Raw genomic sequence first — 21,715 nt, 5'->3', positions numbered from 1 at the left:
TTTCTGCTTTTAATTTGTTCATAACCTTAGGTGGACATTGCACATATTTCCGACGAATAGATCACAATTTATGCTATTTTGATTTTCACGGTTGCGTTTGTTCATACTCGTAGAGTCAAACTGTGGTTGCCATCACAGATATAAATGCGCAAGAACTGAACAATTGCATTAAAGATTTAAATATGTTCAAAGTGAAGAATGAATTATGACAATCAACGATTCGGCAATTTCAGAACAGGGAATGTGTGAAGAAGAACAGGTCGCGCGGATCGCGTGGTTTTACTACCACGACGGGCTGACCCAGAGCGAGATCAGCGATCGTCTCGGGCTGACTCGCTTGAAAGTGTCGCGATTACTGGAAAAAGGGCATCAGTCCGGCATTATTCGCGTGCAGATTAATTCTCGCTTTGAAGGCTGTCTGGAACATGAAACACAATTACGTCGTCAGTTTTCGCTGCAACATGTCCGGGTGATCCCTGGGCTTGCGGATGCTGATGTCGGCGGGCGACTAGGGATAGGCGCGGCGCATATGTTGATGAGTTTACTTCAACCACAACAGATGCTGGCGATTGGTTTTGGCGAGGCAACCATGAATACGCTGCAACGCTTAAGTGGTTTTATTTCGTCGCAGCAAATTCGCCTGGTCACGCTCTCCGGTGGCGTCGGTTCTTATATGACGGGTATCGGGCAGCTTAATGCGGCGTGCAGTGTGAATATTATTCCGGCTCCGCTGCGGGCATCCTCCGCTGACATTGCCCGTACGCTAAAAAATGAAAATTGCGTCAAAGATGTTCTGTTAGCCGCACAAGCAGCGGATGTGGCGATTGTCGGCATTGGGGCTGTGAGTCAACAAGACGACGCAACAATCATTCGCTCCGGCTATATCAGCCAGGGCGAACAGTTAATGATTGGTCGAAAAGGGGCTGTTGGCGACATTTTAGGCTACTTTTTTGATGCAAAAGGTGACGTTGTCACGGATATCAAAATACATAACGAACTGATTGGCTTACCTTTAAGCGCGCTGAAGACTATTCCCGTCCGGGTTGGCGTGGCAGGGGGAGAAAATAAAGCCGAAGCAATTGCCGCTGCAATGAAAGGCGGTTATATCAACGCACTGGTTACCGATCAGGACACAGCAGCGGCGATTTTACGTAGTTAAATTTGCATGACCTTATTACCGGGAATGATGGAGAACGTATAGAGGAACAGACAGAACGCATAAGCCGAGGATAATCTAATGGCTCGACTCTTTACCCCTTCAGAATCAAAGTACTACCTGATGGCGCTGGATGCAGGCACCGGAAGTATTCGGGCTGTGATATTCAACCTGGAAGGCAATCAAATAGCAGTGGGACAGGCGGAGTGGCGGCATCTGGCAGTACCGGACGTTCCTGGTTCTATGGAATTTGATCTCAACAAAAACTGGCAACTGGCGTGTGAGTGTATGCGCCAGGCGCTGCACAACGCCGGCATAGACCCGGAGTATATCGCTGCCGTTTCGGCATGTTCTATGCGTGAAGGCATTGTTTTATATAACAATGAAGGAACACCGATCTGGGCCTGCGCCAATGTGGATGCCAGAGCGGCGCGCGAAGTTAGCGAACTTAAAGAACTGCACAACAATACCTTTGAAAACGAAGTTTATCGCGCCACCGGACAAACGCTGGCTTTAAGCGCTATTCCCAGATTACTTTGGCTGGCGCACCATCGTTCTGATATCTACCGACAGGCGTCGACCATCACCATGATCAGCGACTGGCTGGCCTATATGCTCAGCGGCGAACTGGCGGTGGATCCCTCTAACGCTGGCACCACGGGACTTCTTGATCTAACCACCCGTGACTGGAAACCTGCATTGCTGGATATGGCCGGACTGCGGGCCGATATTCTTTCTCCTGTCAAAGAAACCGGCACATTGCTGGGCGTGGTAAGTTCACAAGCGGCGGAACTCTGCGGTCTGAAGGCGGGCACTCCGGTGGTCGTTGGAGGAGGCGACGTGCAACTTGGTTGCCTGGGGTTAGGCGTTGTGCGTCCGGCACAAACCGCTGTTCTTGGCGGCACATTCTGGCAGCAAGTTGTAAACTTAGCCGCGCCGGTGACAGACCCAGAAATGAACGTGCGCGTTAATCCTCATGTTATTCCTGGCATGGTACAAGCTGAATCTATAAGCTTTTTTACCGGACTCACCATGCGCTGGTTCCGCGATGCTTTCTGTGCCGAAGAAAAACTGATTGCCGAACGTTTAGGCATCGACACCTATACGCTGCTGGAAGAGATGGCCAGTCGGGTGCCGCCTGGGTCGTGGGGCGTAATGCCGATATTCTCCGACAGAATGCGGTTTAAAACCTGGTATCACGCTGCGCCTTCCTTTATTAATTTGTCTATTGATCCGGATAAATGTAACAAAGCGACGTTGTTCCGTGCGCTGGAAGAAAATGCGGCGATTGTATCAGCGTGTAACTTGCAGCAAATCGCTGATTTCTCGGATATTCATCCTTCATCGTTAGTCTTTGCAGGCGGAGGTTCAAAAGGGAAATTATGGAGTCAAATTCTCGCTGATGTCTCGGGATTACCTGTCAATATTCCGGTGGTCAAAGAAGCCACCGCATTAGGATGTGCCATTGCAGCTGGCGTCGGTGCCGGAATTTTTTCATCAATGGCAGAAACCGGAGAACGCCTGGTTCGCTGGGAACGGACGCACACACCAGACCCGGAAAAACATGAACTTTATCAGGATTCACGCGATAAGTGGCAGGCAGTTTATCAGGATCAGCTGGGGCTGGTTGATCACGGGCTGACGACGTCGTTATGGAAAGCGCCTGGGTTATAGTTTCATTGACAGCCACATCATGATGACCGTGGCTGTTAGTTTTTGAGTATTCTTATTTCCCTTCTTTTAGAGCTGGTTTGTTAAATGCCAGCTTGCAGATTCATCGTTCCATCGCCAGTAATATATTCAAGGGGAAATTGCTATTTTTCTTAAAATATTAAGCATAACCCTTATTTTATAGCGAATATTCCTAAAGGCATAAATGAATGAAAAAGAGTTTTAATAGAGTTCTTTTTTAGCAATTAATGCTATTCTTTGTTAAATATGATGATGGTAATTTTCTTATTAAAAGAAACATTTTTCTTATTAAGCAACAATAACTCATGGTTCATTTTTAAATAAAATAAGAACTATGCAATTTTTAATCTATCAATTCGAAAGTATTAGCAAATTAGCCAAATTGACACCTTCCCACCTCCAACCAACACTCAATACAGACCTCTGACAATTTAATAAGTTTCATTTTTAATGTCTGACGACTCATCTCTTTCGTGGCTGTATTGTTTGTATATGGAGCGTTTATATGAATAGAATCTATCGCGTGATATGGAATTGCACCCTACAGGTATTTCAGGTCTGCTCGGAATTAACTCGCAGAGTAGGTAAAACATCGACGGTTAATTTGCGTAAATCCTCTGGACTGACAACGAAATTCAGTAGATTGTCGCTGGGTGTTTTGCTGGCACTAAGCGGTTCAGCGTCTGGTGCGAGTCTGGAAGTTGATAATGATCAGATTACCAATATTAATACTGATATTGCTTATGATGCCTACCTGGTTGGGTGGTATGGCACTGGAGTGCTTAATATTTTGGCTGGCGGTAATGCCTCCTTAACCACTATTACTACCAGCGTCATTGGTGGTAATGAGAACTCGAAGGGCACCGTTAATGTTTTGGGTGGCACCTGGCGATTGTATGATAGCGGAAATAATGCAAGGCCTTTAAATGTGGGCCAATCCGGAACGGGGATGCTGAATATTAAACAGAAGGGGCACGTTGACGGAGGATATTTAAGGATAGGTTCTTCGACAGGAGGCGTCGGGACGGTCAATGTTGAGGGAGAGGACTCGGTTCTGATGACCGAATTATTCGAAATAGGGAGTTACGGTACAGGCTCATTAAATATTACGGATAAGGGTTACGTCACGAGTTCAATCGTCGCCATTGTAGGATATCAGGCGAACAGTAATGGTAAGGTTGTCGTTGAAAAGGGTGGCGAGTGGCTAATAAAAAATAATGATTCCTCAATTGAATTTCAAATTGGCAATCAAGGAACTGGGGAAGCGACTATTCGCGAGGGTGGGCTGATTACGGCTGAAAATACGATTATCGGTGGCAATGCCACCGGTATCGGAACCCTGAATGTGCAGGATCAAGACTCTGTCATCACGGTACGCAGACTCTATAATGGATATTTCGGTAATGGCAAAGTCAATATTTCCAATAATGGACTGATTAATAACAAAGAATATTCATTGGTGGGCGTTCAGGACGGTTCTCACGGTGTCGTCAACGTGACTGATAAAGGGCATTGGAATTTCCTCGGAACGGGCGAAGCTTTCCGCTATATCTATATCGGTGATGCTGGCGACGGTGAACTTAATGTCTCGAGTGAAGGAAAAGTAGATTCGGGAATTATCACTGCGGGGATGAAAGAAACAGGCACAGGCAACATTACTATTAAGGATAAGAACTCCGTTATCACTAATCTCGGAACTAATCTTGGTTATGACGGCCACGGCGAAATGAATATCAGTAATGAGGGGCTTGTTGTCAGCAACGGAGGAAGCTCACTCGGTTATGGAGAAACCGGCGTCGGGAATGTCAGCATCACCACGGGGGGGATGTGGGAGGTCAATAAGAATGTCTATACCACCATTGGTGTTGCGGGTGTCGGAAACCTCAATATTAGCGATGGCGGTAAGTTTGTATCGCAAAATATTACTTTTTTGGGCGATAAAGCAAGCGGTATCGGCACACTGAACCTGATGGATGCGACATCATTGTTCGATACTGTAGGTATTAATGTCGGTAATTTTGGTAGCGGCATCGTAAATGTCAGTAATGGTGCCACTCTTAATTCAACGGGCTATGGATTTATCGGAGGAAATGCCTCCGGTAAGGGGATAGTTAATATTTCAACGGATAGTCTCTGGAATTTAAAAACGTCATCTACTAACGCCCAATTGCTACAGGTCGGTGTATTAGGCGCGGGTGAACTGAATATTACCACCGGAGGTATAGTTAAAGCGCGTGATACACAGATAGCTCTCAATGACAAAAGTAAGGGCGACGTGCGGGTGGATGGGCAGAACTCTCTTCTTGAAACATTCAATATGAATGTAGGGACGACTGGCACAGGTACGTTAACACTGACGAATAACGGTACGCTGAATGTCGAAGGTGGAGAAGTTTACTTAGGTGTTTTTGAACCTGCTGTAGGAACGCTAAACATTGGTGCAGCTCACGGTGAGGCGGCGGCAGATGCCGGATTTATCACCAACGCGACGAAAATAGAGTTTGGCTCTGGCGAAGGTGTTTTTGTCTTTAATCATACTAATAACAGTGATGCCGGCTACCAGGTCGATATGCTGATTACAGGTGACGATAAAGACGGAAAAGTGATCCATGATGCAGGCCATACGGTGTTCAATGCAGGGAATACTTATAGCGGTAAAACGCTGGTCAATGACGGCCTCCTGACCATTGCGTCTCATACGGCAGATGGGGTAACGGGCATGGGTTCGAGTGAAGTAACCATTGCAAACCCCGGTACGCTCGACATTCTCGCATCAACGAACAGTGCAGGAGATTACACGCTGACCAATGCGCTCAAAGGCGATGGCTTGATGCGAGTGCAGCTGTCATCCTCCGACAAGATGTTTGGCTTTACCCATGCAACAGGGACTGAATTCGCCGGTGTTGCCCAACTGAAAGATAGTACCTTCACGCTGGAACGCGACAACACCGCTGCGCTTACTCACGCGATGTTGCAGTCTGACAGTGAAAATACCACATCGGTAAACGTGGGAGAGCAATCCATTGGTGGACTGGCCATGAATGGCGGTACGCTCATTTTCGATACGGATATTCCTGCTGCGACGCTCGCGGAGGGATATATCAGCGTCGATACGCTGGTTGTCGGCGCGGGTGACTACACCTGGAAAGGCCGTAACTATCAGGTAAACGGGACGGGCGACGTGCTTATCGACGTGCCTAAACCGTGGAATGATCCCATGGCGAATAACCCTCTGACGACGCTCAATTTGCTGGAACACGATGATAGTCATGTCGGCGTTCAACTGGTGAAGGCGCAAACGGTTATTGGGTCGGGTGGCTCATTAACGTTACGTGATTTACAGGGCGACGAGGTGGAAGCGGACAAAACGTTACATATTGCACAAAACGGGACAGTGGTCGCCGAGGGTGATTATGGATTCCGCCTCACGACCGCACCAGGTGATGGTTTGTACGTTAACTATGGGCTGAAAGCGCTGAACATCCATGGTGGGCAAAAGCTGACGTTAGCCGAACATGGCGGAGCCTATGGCGCAACGGCCGATATGTCGGCAAAAATCGGTGGTGAAGGGGATCTGGCAATCAATACGGTGCGACAGGTTTCGCTTTCTAACGGTCAGAACGACTATCAGGGGGCAACCTACGTTCAGATGGGGACATTACGTACCGATGCGGATGGCGCGCTGGGCAATACTCGGGAACTGAACATCAGCAACGCGGCCATCGTCGATCTTAATGGATCGGCCCAGACGGTAGAGACATTCACCGGGCTGATGGATTCGACTATTTTGTTTAAAGAGGGGTCGCTGACGGTGAATAAAGGTGGGATCAGTCAGGGCGAACTGACAGGTGGCGGAAACCTGAATGTTACAGGGGGAACGCTGGCTATCGAGGGGCTTAATGCACGCTACAATGCCTTAACCAGCATTAGCTCAAATGCGGAAGTCAGCCTCGATAATACGCAGGGGTTAGGCAGAGGAAATATTGCCAATGACGGTCTGTTAACGCTAAAAAATGTGACCGGCGAACTGCGTAATAGCATAAGCGGGAAGGGTATCGTGAGCGCAACCGCCAGGACAGACGTAGAGCTGGATGGCGATAATAGCCGCTTTGTGGGGCAATTCAACATTGATACAGGCAGCGCGCTCAGCGTCAACGAGCAGAAAAACCTGGGTGATGCTTCCGTTATCAATAATGGCCTGCTCACCATCTCCACTGAGCGTAGCTGGGCGATGACGCACAGTATCAGCGGTAGCGGTGATGTGACAAAACTGGGTACCGGGATCCTGACTCTTAACAAAGATTCCGCGGCGTATCAGGGTACGACGGATATCGTGGGTGGTGAAATTGCTTTCGGTTCCGACTCTGCCATTAATATGGCAAGTCAGCACATTAATATCCATAACAGCGGTGTGATGTCGGGAAATGTCACCACTGCAGGTGATGTGAACGTTATGCCAGGGGGGACACTGCGTGTCTCTAAAACCACTGTCGGCGGTAACCTGGAGAATGGTGGCACGGTTCAAATGAACAGCGAAGGGGGGAAACCGGGGAATGTACTGACCGTTAACGGTAACTATACCGGAAACAATGGCCTGATGACGTTCAACGCGACGCTGGGCGGCGATAATTCGCCCACCGATAAGATGAACGTGAAAGGCGATACCCAAGGGAATACTCGCGTTCGGGTTGATAACATTGGCGGCGTCGGTGCACAAACGGTCAACGGTATTGAACTCATTGAGGTCGGCGGTAATTCTGCAGGTAACTTCGCGCTGACCACCGGAACTGTCGAAGCTGGGGCTTACGTCTACACGCTGGCTAAAGGGAAGGGGAATGACGAGAAAAACTGGTATCTGACCAGTAAATGGGATGGCGTAACGCCAGCGGATACACCCGATCCCATCAATAATCCCCCTGTTGTGGATCCGGAAGGCCCATCAGTTTATCGCCCGGAGGCCGGAAGCTATATCAGCAACATTGCCGCAGCCAACTCGCTGTTTAGCCATCGCTTACACGACCGTCTGGGTGAGCCGCAGTATACAGATTCACTGCATTCTCAGGGTTCGGCAAGCAGTATGTGGATGCGTCATGTCGGGGGGCACGAACGTTTCAGGACCGGTGACGGCCAGCTAAATACTCAGGCTAACCGCTATGTATTGCAGCTAGGCGGCGATTTGGCGCAGTGGAGTAGCAACGCGCAGGATCGCTGGCATCTTGGCGTGATGGCAGGCTACGCCAATCAGCACAGTAATACTCAGAGTAATCGTGTGGGTTATAAATCGGATGGGCGCATCAGCGGTTACAGCGCAGGACTGTACGCGACCTGGTATCAGAACGATGCGAATAAGACCGGCGCTTATGTTGACAGCTGGGCGCTGTATAACTGGTTTGATAACAGCGTCAGTTCCGATAACCGTTCTGCTGACGACTATGATTCTCGCGGTGTGACGGCCTCTGTTGAGGGTGGGTATACCTTTGAAGCGGGAACTTTTAGCGGCAGCGAAGGGACGCTGAATACCTGGTACGTCCAGCCACAGGTACAAATCACCTGGATGGGTGTGAAAGATTCTGACCATACCCGGAAAGACGGAACACGCATTGAAACGGAAGGCGACGGAAACGTGCAAACGCGACTTGGGGTGAAAACCTACCTGAACAGCCATCACCAGCGTGACGATGGTAAACAGCGTGAGTTCCAGCCTTACATTGAAGCGAACTGGATCAACAACAGCAAAGTCTACGCAGTGAAGATGAATGGTCAAACCGTAAGCCGTGATGGTGCGCGTAATCTCGGTGAAGTACGTACCGGGGTTGAGGCGAAAGTAAATAACAACCTTAGCCTGTGGGGGAATGTCGGTGTGCAACTAGGTGATAAAGGCTATAGCGATACTCAGGGCATGCTGGGAGTGAAATATAGCTGGTAAACCGTATAAGCCGCATGTCGAGATGGCATGCGGCTTAAGCCTTCCTTTTATCCGCGATCGCGGATATCGCAGCGTTTATCCCGTACAGCGGATAAGATGTGTTTCCTGATTGACTTTATCCCCACTAAAGGATAAAACTGATAATATCCCCTTGAGCGGATAAATATGCTGTGGACGTATGACATGATGAGCTTTCAGAAGATCTATAGCCCAACGCAATTAGCGAATGCAATGAAACTGGTTCGTCAGCAAAATGGCTGGACGCAGAGCGAGCTGGCGAAAAAAATCGGCATTAAGCAGGCGACAATTTCCAATTTCGAAAACAACCCTGACAATACCACGCTGACGACATTTTTTAAGATTTTACAGTCGCTTGAACTCTCAATGACGCTATGCGACACGAAAAATGCCTCGCCAGAATCAACAGAACAGCAAGATCTGGAGTGGTAATGCCTAAACTTGTCACTTGGATGAACAACCAGCGGGTAGGCGAGTTAACGAAGTTAGCCAATGGCGCGCACACCTTTAAGTATGCACCGGAGTGGTTAGCCAACCGTTATGCCAGACCGTTATCACTTTCGCTGCCATTGCAGAGGGGGAATATCACCTCTGATGCCGTATTTAACTTCTTCGATAACCTGTTACCCGATAGCCCGATTGTACGTGACCGGATCGTTAAACGTTATCATGCCAAATCCAGACAACCGTTTGATTTATTGTCAGAAATAGGGCGAGACAGCGTTGGTGCCGTGACGTTAATACCCGAAGATGAAACCGTAACGCATCCGATAATGGCATGGGAAAAGCTTACTGAAGCCAGACTTGAAGAAGTATTAACGGCTTATAAAGCAGATATCCCTCTGGGCATGATTAGAGAAGAAAATGACTTTCGCATCTCGGTTGCTGGCGCGCAGGAGAAGACAGCGCTGCTCAGAATAGGCAATGACTGGTGCATTCCGAAAGGAATAACGCCGACGACGCACATCATTAAATTACCGATTGGCGAAATCAGGCAGCCCAATGCGACGCTCGATCTCAGCCAAAGCGTTGATAATGAGTATTACTGTCTGCTGCTGGCGAAAGAACTTGGGTTGAATGTGCCGGACGCAGAAATCATTAAAGCGGGGAATGTGCGCGCGTTAGCGGTCGAACGTTTTGACAGGCGTTGGAATGCTGAGCGAACGGTTTTACTTCGCTTGCCACAGGAGGATATGTGTCAGACATTCGGTTTACCTTCATCGGTGAAATATGAATCAGATGGAGGCCCAGGCATCGCGCGGATCATGGCTTTTTTGATGGGGTCCAGCGAGGCGCTGAAAGATCGCTATGATTTTATGAAGTTTCAGGTGTTCCAGTGGTTGATTGGCGCAACGGATGGCCATGCAAAAAACTTCTCCGTATTTATTCAGGCTGGCGGCAGTTATCGACTCACGCCATTTTACGACATCATTTCAGCATTTCCGGTATTGGGTGGCGCAGGAATACACATCAGCGATCTCAAACTGGCAATGGGGGTTAACGCATCCAAAGGCAAAAAAACGGCAATCGATAAAATTTATCCGCGACATTTTCTGGCGACAGCAAAGGTGCTGAAATTTCCGGAAGTGCAGATGCATGAAATCCTGAGTGACTTTGCCAGAATGATTCCGGCAGCACTGGATAACGTGAAGACTTCATTACCGACAGATTTTCCGGAGAACGTGGTGACGGCAGTTGAAACCAATGTGTTGAGGTTGCACGGCCGGTTAAGCCGAGAATACGGTATTAAGTAAGATATGGGGTTTTGGTCGTTGTTAATGAGCAGGACAATCATGACCGCCAACGACTGGATTCTCCCTTGGTTTATGTTTGTCAAAGCTCAGTGAAAATGTCTAATCACTGGCTCATTAGAAATGTCCATATGTTGAAAAGGCCGCTGCGAAAATCCCTCCCGCAACGGCCTCTTTAGCATAACGTCATTATGCGAACCAATTATGGTTTGAGTTTATACTTCTGACCATTAATGATTTTTTTGATTAACTCGAATGCAGCGGGGGAATATTTATGAACACCTTCCTTCCCCGTTTTCACTAGCACATGATAGTTATTATCTGAGGATTTAATATTAAAACCAGTTTCCTTGTGTATTCTTTCTAATACTTTATGGACGTAATGCCAAGATCCCATATCAAGTAATTTTGCAAGTTCAGATATGGTGTAGGGATAGCTTGCGTTAAGTGCTTGCCCATTATTTAACTCTGCAATTCCATAAAGTTTCGCTAACACGTTATCTTGCTCAGCAATGTTCTTAAGCATTTCAAAATCATATGGAAGCTCTTGTTTTACAAGAGATTGAGAGGCAAATGTATAGGTTCTGGCTAATAGCGCCCTGACTAATTTTGGGTTAACACTGATTTCTGGCGTATTTGACGATAGGGCATCATAAATCCAACCGAAATCATTGGCATAGATCACTTTGATTCGGATGCTTTTATTTTCACCAACACCAATCAAAATCTCTTTCTGGTGTGAACCTGTACCTTCACATTCTGGACTAAAGGAAACCAAATAAATATTCGGAATCAAAGCGTTATTTGGCGCAATTATCTCATCAATATCAGACAGGATGGCTTTAATATTCTCATCATTAATACTATAGCCAATGAAGAACAACGGATGCTCGACGAAATATGTTAAAAGTTTTGCACTGATATACTTTTTACGCTTATAAAACTCAACATAGTCTTCATTTGTTATAATGATGCTTTCTGGTTCTTTACTACTGCCGTGAATCTTCATGATTTCACCGTATGTAGTATAGTTAACAGTCACAACATTATGGCCAACTATCGGTTGGTAGTTATCAAATATCTTTTCAAGCAGATCGTCATAGTTTGTTGTAATAATGGCATGGGGCCTTACTTTTTTTAACTTTTCAATTTCTTCAGTGTACTCCATTGCTGAAAAATCAACCGAGTCTGAAAGGTTATTCAACAATGTTGCAATCTCATGCTTGATATATATATCTTTAGAGCTTTTTCCATTGAAATACTGTTCAGGATAACGAGATGTCCCCACATCCCAAGCCCACTCAGCGTATGACTCAGAAAAATCACTTGCTATCATTGGTTTATTGTCATTTCTTGTTTGACTGTAGTAACCATACGGGCGAGTGATTAATGGGCAAGTTTCAGCGAGATACTTTAACAGGTTTTCCCAATCAGGAGCTTTCAAGTAGCGTTGAGATACCCCTGCACCCATAAAGAGAATTGGCTGTACCTGTAAACCTTCAAGACATGATTTGATATCTTCAATTATTTCTGTCTGATATTCAGAGAAGTCCATACTTTAGCCTTTAGGATGTGAGATGCTGGAGTAGTAAATCGCCGCGGAGCGGTTCGGGGTTCTGTGACACCCGAATTTTACCTCGGTTTCCTTTGTATATAATATCATTGAAGTTATTTGCATTTCTCAGAAATCTTCTCTGGCTTTGATTGCTATAGCCGAAAGATAGCGCACACTTCGCCGTTGGTCAGTTAGTACGAGGTTTCCGCCAAGTTCACCTTTTACCAAAGATGGCCTCAGAGCTTCCCTGAAGCTTTATCATGGTTTCAAGTAGGTCATCTTCGTTCAGTGAGCGCTGAGATTTGTTGATGCTAGGCGCGTGCCGTCTGCGGGAAGGCTCATCACCAGAACAAGGTAACGATAGTGAGCGATTATTGTCCCGTTTTCTCTGGACCTGACGGGCAACATCCAACACATGGCCAAGTCTCTTGTTATCTACAATGGCGACGGGCTCAACCTCAGAAAGCCGGTCATAGGTGGAGTAGGGTAGCAGCACGCCATTTAGTCGCAGCTCCTTATGTCCGTCAGGATAATGCCAGACATCAATATACTTGCCGATGGCTCTTCGACTGTACTCGTTGTCCTCAATCAGATAGAGCATTTTATCGTATTGTACAGTCAGATTTTTTGATACCCGGCGAGGCTCTCGCCAGGTAAATTCTGCATCAAGGTCATCGTCTAATGCCAGCGGCCGGTACGCGTTAAAATCATGCAAGGGTTCTTTGGCAAAGCGCCGGTTATAATCCGCCATGTATTCTTCTGCAAATGCATTGGCCGCTTCTATTGTACAGATCCCCTTAAGCCTGAGCTCCTTAACGAGTCGGTCCTGAAGTGTCAAATGAGCACGTTCAACGCGGCCTTTTGCCTGGCTGGTTTCAGCACACAAAGGAGTAATATTAAGGCAGCGCATGGCCCTGGCAAACTGGGTATCGCCGAGACCGGTGGTGGCGTGCTTATTATTGACTCTGAATACGCTGGCTTTATCGCTGTAGAGGATCATCGGTTTACCGTATTCAGTGGTGGTCGCAGCCATCAATTTGTATCAGCTCGCCAGTACAAGGACGCCGGTAACGAGGCTGATGAATTTTCGGTGCGCGTTGTCTGCGGGGGATCCAGAGTCCCGCGTTTATCATGAGACGTCGGATGGTTTCTTTTCCAAGGACCAGACCGTGAACTTCCTCCAGCTTTTCCCGCGCCAGCGTGGGGCCAAAATCACGGTAGTGCTCCCGGATTATACTGAGTGCCTCCAATGAGCCACAAATAGAACATTAGCATTGAGCCTCTATAATTTTGGTGCGCATAATGTATATTATGTTAAATGTGGTGGGTTTGTTCTTAAGTTCATGTGTTCCGCTCTTTCAGTAGCTTAACTGATGAATCAGTCAGCAGCTTTTGCCGTGCAAGCTACGCGGCGGTTCGTACCAGATTGGCCACCTCCATCTCCTGGTTCGCTTTCCCCTCCCCCCGGTAAACCTCACCCAACGTTAATTAATGATGTCAGTATGTGGGCGCTATCCTTGTATGTAAAATCCACTGACGATTACGCCCATCTGTGAAAAAAAACTCACAATGCCATTCGATGCATCTCCATACCGAACGAGGCGTTATCGTCTTTATCGCCCCGTAGTGGATATCAGAAAATCAATCAGGGCCTTCACTCTTTTCGTTTTACCCGCGTTTTTGGGGTAATAGAGATACACTGGCGGGTAGGTTTTCCAGTAGCTCTCCATCACCGGAATAAAGCGCTCCCTGTCCGGCTGTAACTGCCAGACAGGCTCAAACAAGCGCCCAATTCCCAGCCCGTTACGGATCCCGTCTGCCATAACGTCAATATCGTTGCTGATTAACTGCCCCGGCATCTCAACGGTCAACTGCTCACCGCGATCGTTCAGGAGCAGCGGAAGGATGCGGTTGTTGGTGATAAAACGGTAACCAATCAGCTGGTGATGACAGAGATCTGCCGGCACTTCAGGCGTTCCATGTCGGGAGAGATACGCTGAGGATGCATATAATCCTTCACGAAACGGTTTCATTAACGGTCGGGCCACCCCCCCTCCCTCAAGAATATCGCCAAAACGGATCCCCAGATCAAAACGCTCTTTGATGATATTCACGGTACCGTCGTAGACCGAAATTTCTAACTGTATACCCGGATATTGCTGACAGAATTCTGCCATCGCAGGCTTAAGAATTAACAGGTAGGCAAAACGCGAGAGCGTAATTCGCACCATCCCTGAGGGCTCCTGATGCTGGTCGCGAATGCTTTCAAGTGAGTTTTCCAGCGACTCCACCGCCGCAGCGGTCTGTTCCAGCAATAATTGACCGGTTTCCGTCAGCTCTATACGGCGGGTCGTACGCACAAAAAGCGGATGGCCGATATACTCTTCCAGCAGCTTTAGTGCATTGCTGACGGAGGGAGGCGTAATTTCCAGTTTCCTTGCGGCTGCCGAAATATTGCCCTCCCGCGCAATGCTCTGGAAGATGCGAATCTGGTTATAAAGAGCGTTATTCATAATGTTTTCCTAAGCAATTCTCGCCTGATTATTAAGTACAGTCTAAAAATGCTTAAGTCAATGACCCTCTAATCTTCCTGAAATACGCCTCTTATACTTTAGTCTCTTTCTACTACGACCTGAGTTCAGGAGACTATGATGCGAATTTTATGTCTGGATATCCCTGCCCCTGGAGCATCGCTGGAGAAATATGCTCCGCACCTCAACGCTGAAGCGCTGCACGCCTGGGGATTGTATAAATCAGGCTTCATCCGCGACATCTACTTCCGTCAGGACAGACCTGGCGTCGCTATTTTTCTTGAATGTGACTCTGTCGATGAAGCGATGAACGTTATGGCCGAATTCCCGTTGGCAAAAGCAGGCTTACTAAGCTTCGAGTGTATACCGCTTGGCTCCTTTATTAACTGGGAAAATCTCTTCGCCGATGAATTTAAAAATAAAGAGTGAGGACCGATATGAAACCTGCATATAAACCAGTGCTATGTGTCGTTTCCAGCCATCCGATTAAAGGCGCATCCGGTGTACCAACCGGTTTTTTCCTGGCCGAGCTGACTCATCCGCTGAAAGTACTGGAAGATGCCGGAATAAAAACAACAATAGCCAGTATTCGCGGGGGGCAGCCACCGGTGGATGGATTTGACCTCAGCGACCCTGTTAACGCCTGGTACTGGAACGAAACCGATTTTCAGCAGCGCCTGGCAACAACACCTGCGTTATCCGAGCTGAAAGGTGCCGATTACAGCGCAGTTTTCTTTGCAGGTGGTCATGGGACCATGTGGGATTTCCGTGATAATCAGGATGCCCAGCGTATTATCCGCGAAGTGTATGAAAGTGATGGGATTGTCTCAGCCGTCTGCCACGGGCCTGCGGCATTGGTTGACGCAAAACTCAGTAGCGGCGAATACCTGATAAAAGGGAAAAATGTGGCGGCCTTTACCAACAAGGAAGAGGAAGAAGTTCACACAACAGATGTGGTTCCCTTCCTGCTTGAAACCGCACTTCGCGAGCATGGTGCGCTTTATCATGAAGCTCCAAACTGGTCTGAAAACGTGGTTACCGACGATCGCCTTATCACGGGGCAGAATCCCGCTTCAGCACATGGGGTTGGTGTGGCGCTGTTAAATGCACTCCGCCGGACAGCTTAATTAATTCATCGTTACTCACCTTACTTGGCCGGTTTAAGTCAGCCACGATCCGGCCTTTTTTCAGGAGCTGAATATGAAAACACTACCTCCAGTCGCACTAGGTACATGGTCCTGGGGCACAGGCTTTGCCGGCGGCGACACCGTCTTTGGTAATCATCTTTCTGATACTCAGATGGCAGAAGTGTTCACTGCGGCCATGAGTAAGGGCCTCAATCTCTGGGATACCGCAGCAGTATATGGTATGGGGAGTTCCGAGACTGCGCTGGGAGCATTAGTCCGTCAGTTTCCCCGCGAGAACATAATTTTATCCACCAAATTCACGCCGCAGATTGCGGACAAGCAGTCTGCGCAGCCTGTCAGCGATATGCTTGAGGCCAGCCTTGGGCGCCTGGGCGTGGACGCGATTGATATCTACTGGATCCATAATCCCCTCGACGTCGAAAAATGGACGCCAGGACTGATCCCACTTTTACAAAGCGGTAAGGTAAAACGCGTAGGTGTTTCCAACCACAATCTGGCACAAATCAGACGCGCCAATGAAATCCTTAACGCTTCCGGTTATTCCCTCAGTGCAGTACAAAATCACTACAGCCTGCTCTATCGCGCTTCTGAAGAGGCCGGGATCCTTGATTATTGCCGACAAAATAACATCACGTTCTTTGCTTACATGGTCCTGGAGCAAGGCGCGCTCAGTGGTCGTTATGATTCAAATCATCCCATGCCTGCCGGGAGTGGCCGGGCCGAAAGTTATAACGCAGTACTGCCGCAGATAGAAAGACTAACCGCCGCCATGAAAAAAATGGGAGCCGAAAGGAATGCCAGCGTGGCACAGATAGCCATCGCATGGGCTATTGCGAAAGGTACCCTTCCCCTCGTTGGTGCGACTAAAGTCCATCACGTTCTGGACGCCGCCTGCGCTTCAGACATCCAGTTACGCGATGAGGAAATCATCCTGCTGGAACAACTCGCCGCAGAGACCAGAGTGGATACACGAGGCGCCTGGGAAAAACCGATGGTGTAAAGCCCGTCCGGAACAGACTGTCATGAATGACACACACGAACGGGCTGTTCCGGGTGATTCTAATCTGTATCACTTTTACTGCTTTGTATGAATGGTGAGAATATGAAAATCATTTGCCTCGAAGAAAATTATCTCGACAGCGAGTTAGGGCGAGCGTGTATGCCTGTTGCGCTTGAGCAGGCACCTTTCCTTGGCGACTGGGGGAAAACCGTCGCTGATGGTCATAATCCTGACCGACTCCCTGCTTTCCCGCTTTAATAAACTGAATGTGCCACTCTATCTTCATCCCGGGTTACCGCTTAAAAGCGTACAGCAGGCCTACTTCACGGGCTTCAGCGCAGAGGTCAACGCCAGGCTTTCTATGTTTGCCTGGGGCTGGCATCACGAAGCGGGGATCCATTTGTTGCGGCTGATGTTATCGGGCGCATTTGATAAATATCCCAACCTGCAGGTAATCAGTGGCCACTGGGGGGAGATGTTACCCTTCTGGCTCCAGCGTCTTGATGACAGCCTACCACTGGCTGCAACGGGTCTGTCACGCACGCTAACGAGAACCTTCCAGCAACACGTTTACGTTACCCCGTCAGGTATGCTGACACTGCCGCACTTCCAGTTTATCTACGAGTTAATGGGGGCAGAAAGGATCCTGTTCTCCGTCGATTATCCCTATCAGACCCTGGACGGTGTAAAAACCTTTATAGACAGTCTGCCCGTCAACAAGGCTGAAAAAGAGGCCATCGCATTTCGCAATGCAGAACGTTTACTGTGCATCACGGCGTAGTTCACGGGTTCGTGATGACCGGTACAATGAGAACAGTTGACCATTATTAGTTTTTGTCTAAAAGTGAATGAGTCTTTACTGCTCTAAAAAAAATAATGGTGTCACTCTATACTGGGTTAAACATTCACCAAATATATTTAACTCATTGAAATGAAAAATATCCTTATTGTTTCAGGCCATCCTGAGCTTACCCATTCCGTCGCCAATGCCACTATTCTTGATGAAGTGGAGACCGCCCTTCCCGATGTTGAGATTCGTCGTCTGGACAGGCTCTATCCGGATGGCAAATTCAACATCGCGGCGGAGCAGGAAAGCCTGCTCAGGGCCGATGTGATTGTCTGGCAGTTCCCTTTTTCCTGGTATGGGCTGCCAGGATTAATGAAAAAATGGCTGGACGAGGTCTTTGTTCACGGCTTCGCGCATGGCTCAACGGCGAAACTGGGCGGTAAAAAGCTGATCCTCTCCTTTACAACGGGAGCGCCAGAGGAGCTCTATACCGTCGACAGTTTCTTTGGCCATACCATTGAAGAGTATCTTATTCCGTTCGAAACCACGGCAAGGCTGTGCAATCTTGAGCTGCTGGCGCCGGTTTATACCTGCGGTATCAGCTATGCCGACCGGGATGCCGACAAAATCGCGCAGCAAAAAACGCTTGCCCGGGAACACGCTTCAAGGCTTGTCGAACTGCTCAATTCCGTCGTGAATAATCCAGAGGGAGAATAACAATGCAGTATACCCGGCTCGGTAAAAGTGACTTACTTGTTTCCCGCATCTGCATGGGATGCATGGGGTTTGGCGATCCGTCGACGGGTCAGCATAGCTGGACGCTGGACGAAACAGCAAGCCGCGACATCATTCGCTATGGCCTTGAAAAGGGCATCAACTTTTACGATACCGCTATAGCCTACCAGAATGGCTCCAGTGAGCGATACGTTGGCCGGGCATTACGGGAGATGGCGAAACGCGATGATATCGTCCTGGCCACCAAGTTTCTGCCGCGAACCCCCGCACAAATTGCCGGAGGGATCAGCGGAAAAGAGGCAATCGCTCAATCCCTTGACCAGAGCCTGAAGAATCTGGGGATGGACTATATCGACCTCTACATCTACCACATCTGGGATTACAACACGCCCATTATCGACGTGCTTGAAGCGTTACATACCGCTGTTACTGCTGGCAAAGTACGATCTGTTGGTATTTCAAACTGCTATGCCTGGCAGCTGGCGAAGGCGAACGCCCTTGCTGAACGCGAAGGGCTGACGCCCTTTGTTTCCGTACAGAGCCACTACAATCTAATTATGCGCGAAGATGAACGGGAGCTCTTCGGCCTGTGCACTGAGGATAATATCGCAATGACCCCCTATAGCGCGCTGGCCAGCGGCCGCCTCTCTCGTAAAGAAGGCTATACACGGCGAGCCACAGAGGATGACTATGCGCGTGGAAAATATGACAGCACGGCTGAACAGGATCGCAGCATTATTGAGCGTGTAGCCGAACTGGCCGAACGCCATCTGGTGTCAATGACGGAAATATCTCTCGCTTGGCTGCTGACAAAAGTCACATCACCTGTCGTAGGGGCTACAAAAAAAGCTCATGTCGATGGCGCGGTAAACGCAGTAAATCTTCAACTAAGTCCGGAGGAAATTCAGTTTCTGGAAGAAACCTACCAGCCGCATGTTCTGACGGGGGTCATGGCGCAAAATACGCCGCAAACGAAAGATGTTAAGCAGGTCTGGATGCGATAGCCCTTATTCACTTTTCCTCCTCTCGTCTTTGAGAGCGCCAGTAGCGGTCGGTTACGTTCTTACCAGCACCAGTTGATCGAACGTCTTAAACAGTAACGTCAGTAAAAAGATCATCGTGAAAAAGACTTTTATGCTTTTAATTTGCATGCTAATAAGCAGCCCTGTCTTTGCAACAAAACCGGACGCGCCGAATAAGCCGGAGATGAATATCTTCGAGCTCGGCATCAGACCCGATCGGGACAACGACTTTGCAGACGTGGCCAGACAGACGATTTCCGCTTCGGTTGATCATGAAGCAGGTACACTGGCGATGTATGCCCTGCAACGCAGCGACAATTCAGGTCAGGCATTCATGTTCGAACTCTATGAAAATGAGCGTGCTTATCGCAAACATCTCAATGCCGCCCCATACAAAGCATTCGCTGCTCGTGCACCTGACATTATTGACAGGAAGAAGAAAATTACCCTGGAGCCACAGTTTCTGGGCGACAAACACATCATACCGAATGAACGAACTATCAATAATCTGGTGATCGTCGAAGTAAAGCCTGAATTTCAGAGCGAATTTAGAAACATCGTCCTTCCTGAAATGGTCGAGTCGCTCAAAGTAGAGAAAGGCGTGTTAGCCATGTATGCCGGTACAGATTCAGAGACTCCAAAACGCTGGTATTTCTATGAGATTTACGCCAGTGAGGAGGATTATCAACTGCACCGACAAACGCTGCACTTCCTGGATTACCTCAGGCAAACGGCGCATATGAGCGCCAGGAAGGACGCAATCCCGGTAAAACCGGTATTTCTTCGTAACAAAGGCGGAATCAAACAGGAGCCGCAACGTTGACCAGTAAGGATTAACATGAAAAGCGTACTTGCAGCAGCGGCTATGTCGCTTGTTATTTCTGATTTTGCCAATGCTGAGGAAACAAGAGGTAAAGCTATGATGAAAATAGAACCGTCAGCGATTTCGGAAGCTGATATTCGTTCCGTCTCACCGGCTCTCGCGCGCTTTGGTCGCGAAGCTATTACTGAAGATCTGTGGACACGCGACGCCCTCTCACCGAGGGATCGTAGTGTGGTGACCGTCGCCATGCTGATTGCCCGCAACCAGCCTGCCGAGCTTAAGCACTATATTGACGTCGCTCTCGATAGCGGCGTGACGCCAGCGGAATTATCAGAAATCATTACCCATCTGGCGTTCTACTCAGGTTGGCCAAATGCAATGTCAGCCGTCAGCGTGACCAAAGCAGTATTTGAAACTCGTGGCGTCACGGCAGATGCACTTCCTGAAGCTTCTCCGGACCTGCTTCCTCTCAATCAGGAAGCAGAAAAGCAGCGTTCAGAGACAGTGGAAAAAAATGTTGGCCCAATATCTCCAGGCCTGGTTAAATTCACTGCTGATCCACTCTTCCTGGATCTCTGGCAAAGACCCGCGCTGAAACCCCGCGACAGAAGCCTGATTACGGTCAGCGCCTTAATCGCATCCGGACAGAGCGCGCAGATTGGCTATCACCTCAATAGAGCAATGGATAATGGACTTTCTGTTGAGGAAGCTGGTGAGATCGTTACCCAGGCCGCCTTCTATGCTGGCTGGCCAAACGCATTTACCGCTGCTCCGGTTGTGGGAGAGGTGCTAAACAATCGATCATCGAGTAAAAGGTAACATTACCGAACACTAAAACCTGACGCACATCACAACATTAGAACGAACAGTTCATGAACCAATAAGCGTAACATCGAGTGATTTATGGACAGCGTTTAACACAGTTATGAACCAAAACTGAGTTCATAACTGTGAGTTTGAATCGCCATTTGATTAATATCCATTTAAAACAGTTTGTTATGCTGTTTCTGGTGCTGAAGTCAATTATGTATATCCCTCAAACCCAGAATAGTTAAATGGAATTTGAGTGATGCGAAGCGATTTTCCAGTCGTCGTTATTACTTCAGGGTTCCAGAACATAAAGCCTCTCCTCTTTCATGATTGGCCTGTGCATACCGGATATAGGCTGGCTGGTATGCAGGTTTGCCGTTTGCCGCATCTTCCCTGCGTTGAAGAGTCAGGCTGGCAAACCGCGTGCAAATGAACACCCCCACTTTCCATCAACACTTCAGACAGCTTGCGGGAATGAGTCCGCTCCGGTATCAGAAATGGCTACGCCTCAATGAAGCCAGGCGACTGATGCTGAATGAACATTACGATGTCACCACTGCAGCCTATGCTGTCGGTTTCGAAAGCTTATCCCATTTCAGTCGGGAATATTCGCGGATGTTTGGAGAGTCACCTAAGAGAGATATTACCAGGTTAAGAAAGTCTGTCGGTCAGCTTTAATAAACCCTGCACTTATCTGTTTAAAGCAATTCCGTGTTAGTTACACCAGGCAAACATTAACTATGGCTAATGATTTATAGCCA

Annotated in this window: 16 protein-coding genes and 2 pseudogenes; 15 read left to right on the top strand and 3 right to left on the bottom strand. The window is 48.2% G+C overall.

The genetic code is table 11. The features are described 5' to 3' along the window. Positions 1-205 precede the first annotated feature (205 nt). The 5 genes from lsrR to hipA all read left to right on the top strand — a co-directional run bounded on the left by lsrR (position 206) and on the right by hipA (position 10,546). Positions 206-1,159: a transcriptional regulator LsrR gene (lsrR, locus tag ACJHWK_RS14995; RefSeq protein ID WP_001523305.1), complete on the top strand. Its 954-nt coding sequence runs from the start codon at positions 206-208 to the stop codon at positions 1,157-1,159. A 78-nt stretch (positions 1,160-1,237) separates the two neighbouring features. Further along, positions 1,238-2,830 (top strand): autoinducer-2 kinase, encoded by a 1,593-nt coding sequence (lsrK, locus tag ACJHWK_RS14990; protein WP_001523303.1) that lies wholly within the window; start codon positions 1,238-1,240, stop codon positions 2,828-2,830. A gap of 523 nt (positions 2,831-3,353) precedes the next feature. After that, on the top strand, positions 3,354-8,774 hold the full coding sequence (locus tag ACJHWK_RS14985) for an ECSE_1600 family autotransporter (protein WP_170886235.1): 5,421 nt from the start codon (positions 3,354-3,356) through the stop codon (positions 8,772-8,774). A 183-nt stretch (positions 8,775-8,957) separates the two neighbouring features. Further along, positions 8,958-9,224, top strand: coding sequence for a type II toxin-antitoxin system antitoxin HipB (hipB, locus tag ACJHWK_RS14980; protein WP_001296726.1), 267 nt, complete (start codon positions 8,958-8,960; stop codon positions 9,222-9,224). Beyond that, positions 9,224-10,546: a type II toxin-antitoxin system serine/threonine protein kinase toxin HipA gene (hipA, locus tag ACJHWK_RS14975; RefSeq protein WP_001551128.1), complete on the top strand. Its 1,323-nt coding sequence runs from the start codon at positions 9,224-9,226 to the stop codon at positions 10,544-10,546. Before hipB ends, hipA begins: the two co-directional genes overlap by 1 nt. A gap of 199 nt (positions 10,547-10,745) precedes the next feature. On the opposite strand, the gene ACJHWK_RS14970 is transcribed toward hipA, so the two are convergent. The 3 genes and pseudogenes from ACJHWK_RS14970 to ACJHWK_RS14960 all read right to left on the bottom strand — a co-directional run bounded on the left by ACJHWK_RS14970 (position 10,746) and on the right by ACJHWK_RS14960 (position 14,611). After that, a complete protein-coding gene (locus tag ACJHWK_RS14970; protein WP_001551127.1) occupies positions 10,746-12,098 on the bottom strand; it encodes an SIR2 family NAD-dependent protein deacylase in 1,353 nt (450 codons plus the stop codon). A gap of 214 nt (positions 12,099-12,312) precedes the next feature. Beyond that, positions 12,313-13,321, bottom strand: a pseudogene (locus ACJHWK_RS14965) (ISNCY family transposase); the annotation flags it as partial. A 390-nt stretch (positions 13,322-13,711) separates the two neighbouring features. Further along, positions 13,712-14,611, bottom strand: coding sequence for a LysR family transcriptional regulator (locus ACJHWK_RS14960; RefSeq protein ID WP_001523294.1), 900 nt, complete (start codon positions 14,609-14,611; stop codon positions 13,712-13,714). A gap of 138 nt (positions 14,612-14,749) precedes the next feature. Between ACJHWK_RS14960 and ACJHWK_RS14955 the strand changes: the two genes are divergently transcribed. The 10 genes and pseudogenes from ACJHWK_RS14955 to ACJHWK_RS14910 all read left to right on the top strand — a co-directional run. Then, positions 14,750-15,058, top strand: coding sequence for a hypothetical protein (locus tag ACJHWK_RS14955; protein ID WP_001221046.1), 309 nt, complete (start codon positions 14,750-14,752; stop codon positions 15,056-15,058). Between the two features lie 8 nt (positions 15,059-15,066). Beyond that, on the top strand, positions 15,067-15,756 hold the full coding sequence (locus ACJHWK_RS14950; protein WP_000801313.1) for a type 1 glutamine amidotransferase domain-containing protein: 690 nt from the start codon (positions 15,067-15,069) through the stop codon (positions 15,754-15,756). Between the two features lie 73 nt (positions 15,757-15,829). Continuing rightward, on the top strand, positions 15,830-16,777 hold the full coding sequence (locus ACJHWK_RS14945) for an aldo/keto reductase (RefSeq protein ID WP_000854796.1): 948 nt from the start codon (positions 15,830-15,832) through the stop codon (positions 16,775-16,777). A 102-nt stretch (positions 16,778-16,879) separates the two neighbouring features. Beyond that, positions 16,880-17,035 (top strand): hypothetical protein, encoded by a 156-nt coding sequence (locus tag ACJHWK_RS14940; protein WP_001322415.1) that lies wholly within the window; start codon positions 16,880-16,882, stop codon positions 17,033-17,035. Continuing rightward, on the top strand, positions 16,995-17,558 hold the full coding sequence (locus tag ACJHWK_RS14935) for an amidohydrolase family protein (RefSeq protein ID WP_023153757.1): 564 nt from the start codon (positions 16,995-16,997) through the stop codon (positions 17,556-17,558). The genes ACJHWK_RS14940 and ACJHWK_RS14935 overlap by 41 nt, the downstream gene beginning before the upstream one ends. 150 nt (positions 17,559-17,708) lie before the next feature. Further along, on the top strand, positions 17,709-18,281 hold the full coding sequence (locus tag ACJHWK_RS14930; protein ID WP_020233202.1) for an NAD(P)H-dependent oxidoreductase: 573 nt from the start codon (positions 17,709-17,711) through the stop codon (positions 18,279-18,281). Between the two features lie 2 nt (positions 18,282-18,283). Further along, positions 18,284-19,303, top strand: coding sequence for an aldo/keto reductase (locus tag ACJHWK_RS14925; RefSeq protein WP_063081271.1), 1,020 nt, complete (start codon positions 18,284-18,286; stop codon positions 19,301-19,303). A 145-nt stretch (positions 19,304-19,448) separates the two neighbouring features. Then, the gene (locus ACJHWK_RS14920; protein ID WP_000909116.1) at positions 19,449-20,144 is read left to right on the top strand and encodes a putative quinol monooxygenase; all 696 of its coding nucleotides are present in this window, start codon (positions 19,449-19,451) and stop codon (positions 20,142-20,144) included. Positions 20,145-20,159: 15 nt separating this feature from the next. Further along, complete coding sequence (locus ACJHWK_RS14915) at positions 20,160-20,963, top strand: carboxymuconolactone decarboxylase family protein (protein ID WP_001578353.1); 804 nt, start codon at positions 20,160-20,162, stop codon at positions 20,961-20,963. A gap of 402 nt (positions 20,964-21,365) precedes the next feature. Then, positions 21,366-21,632: pseudogene (locus ACJHWK_RS14910) on the top strand (helix-turn-helix domain-containing protein); the annotation flags it as partial. Between the last annotated feature and the right edge of the window lie 83 nt (positions 21,633-21,715).

The organism is Escherichia sp. WS547, assembly GCF_046486065.1.
Taxonomy (GTDB): Bacteria; Pseudomonadota; Gammaproteobacteria; order Enterobacterales; family Enterobacteriaceae; genus Escherichia; species Escherichia coli.
The sequence above is the reverse complement of the archived record's forward strand: the minus strand, read 5'-3'. Positions and strand labels throughout refer to the sequence as shown.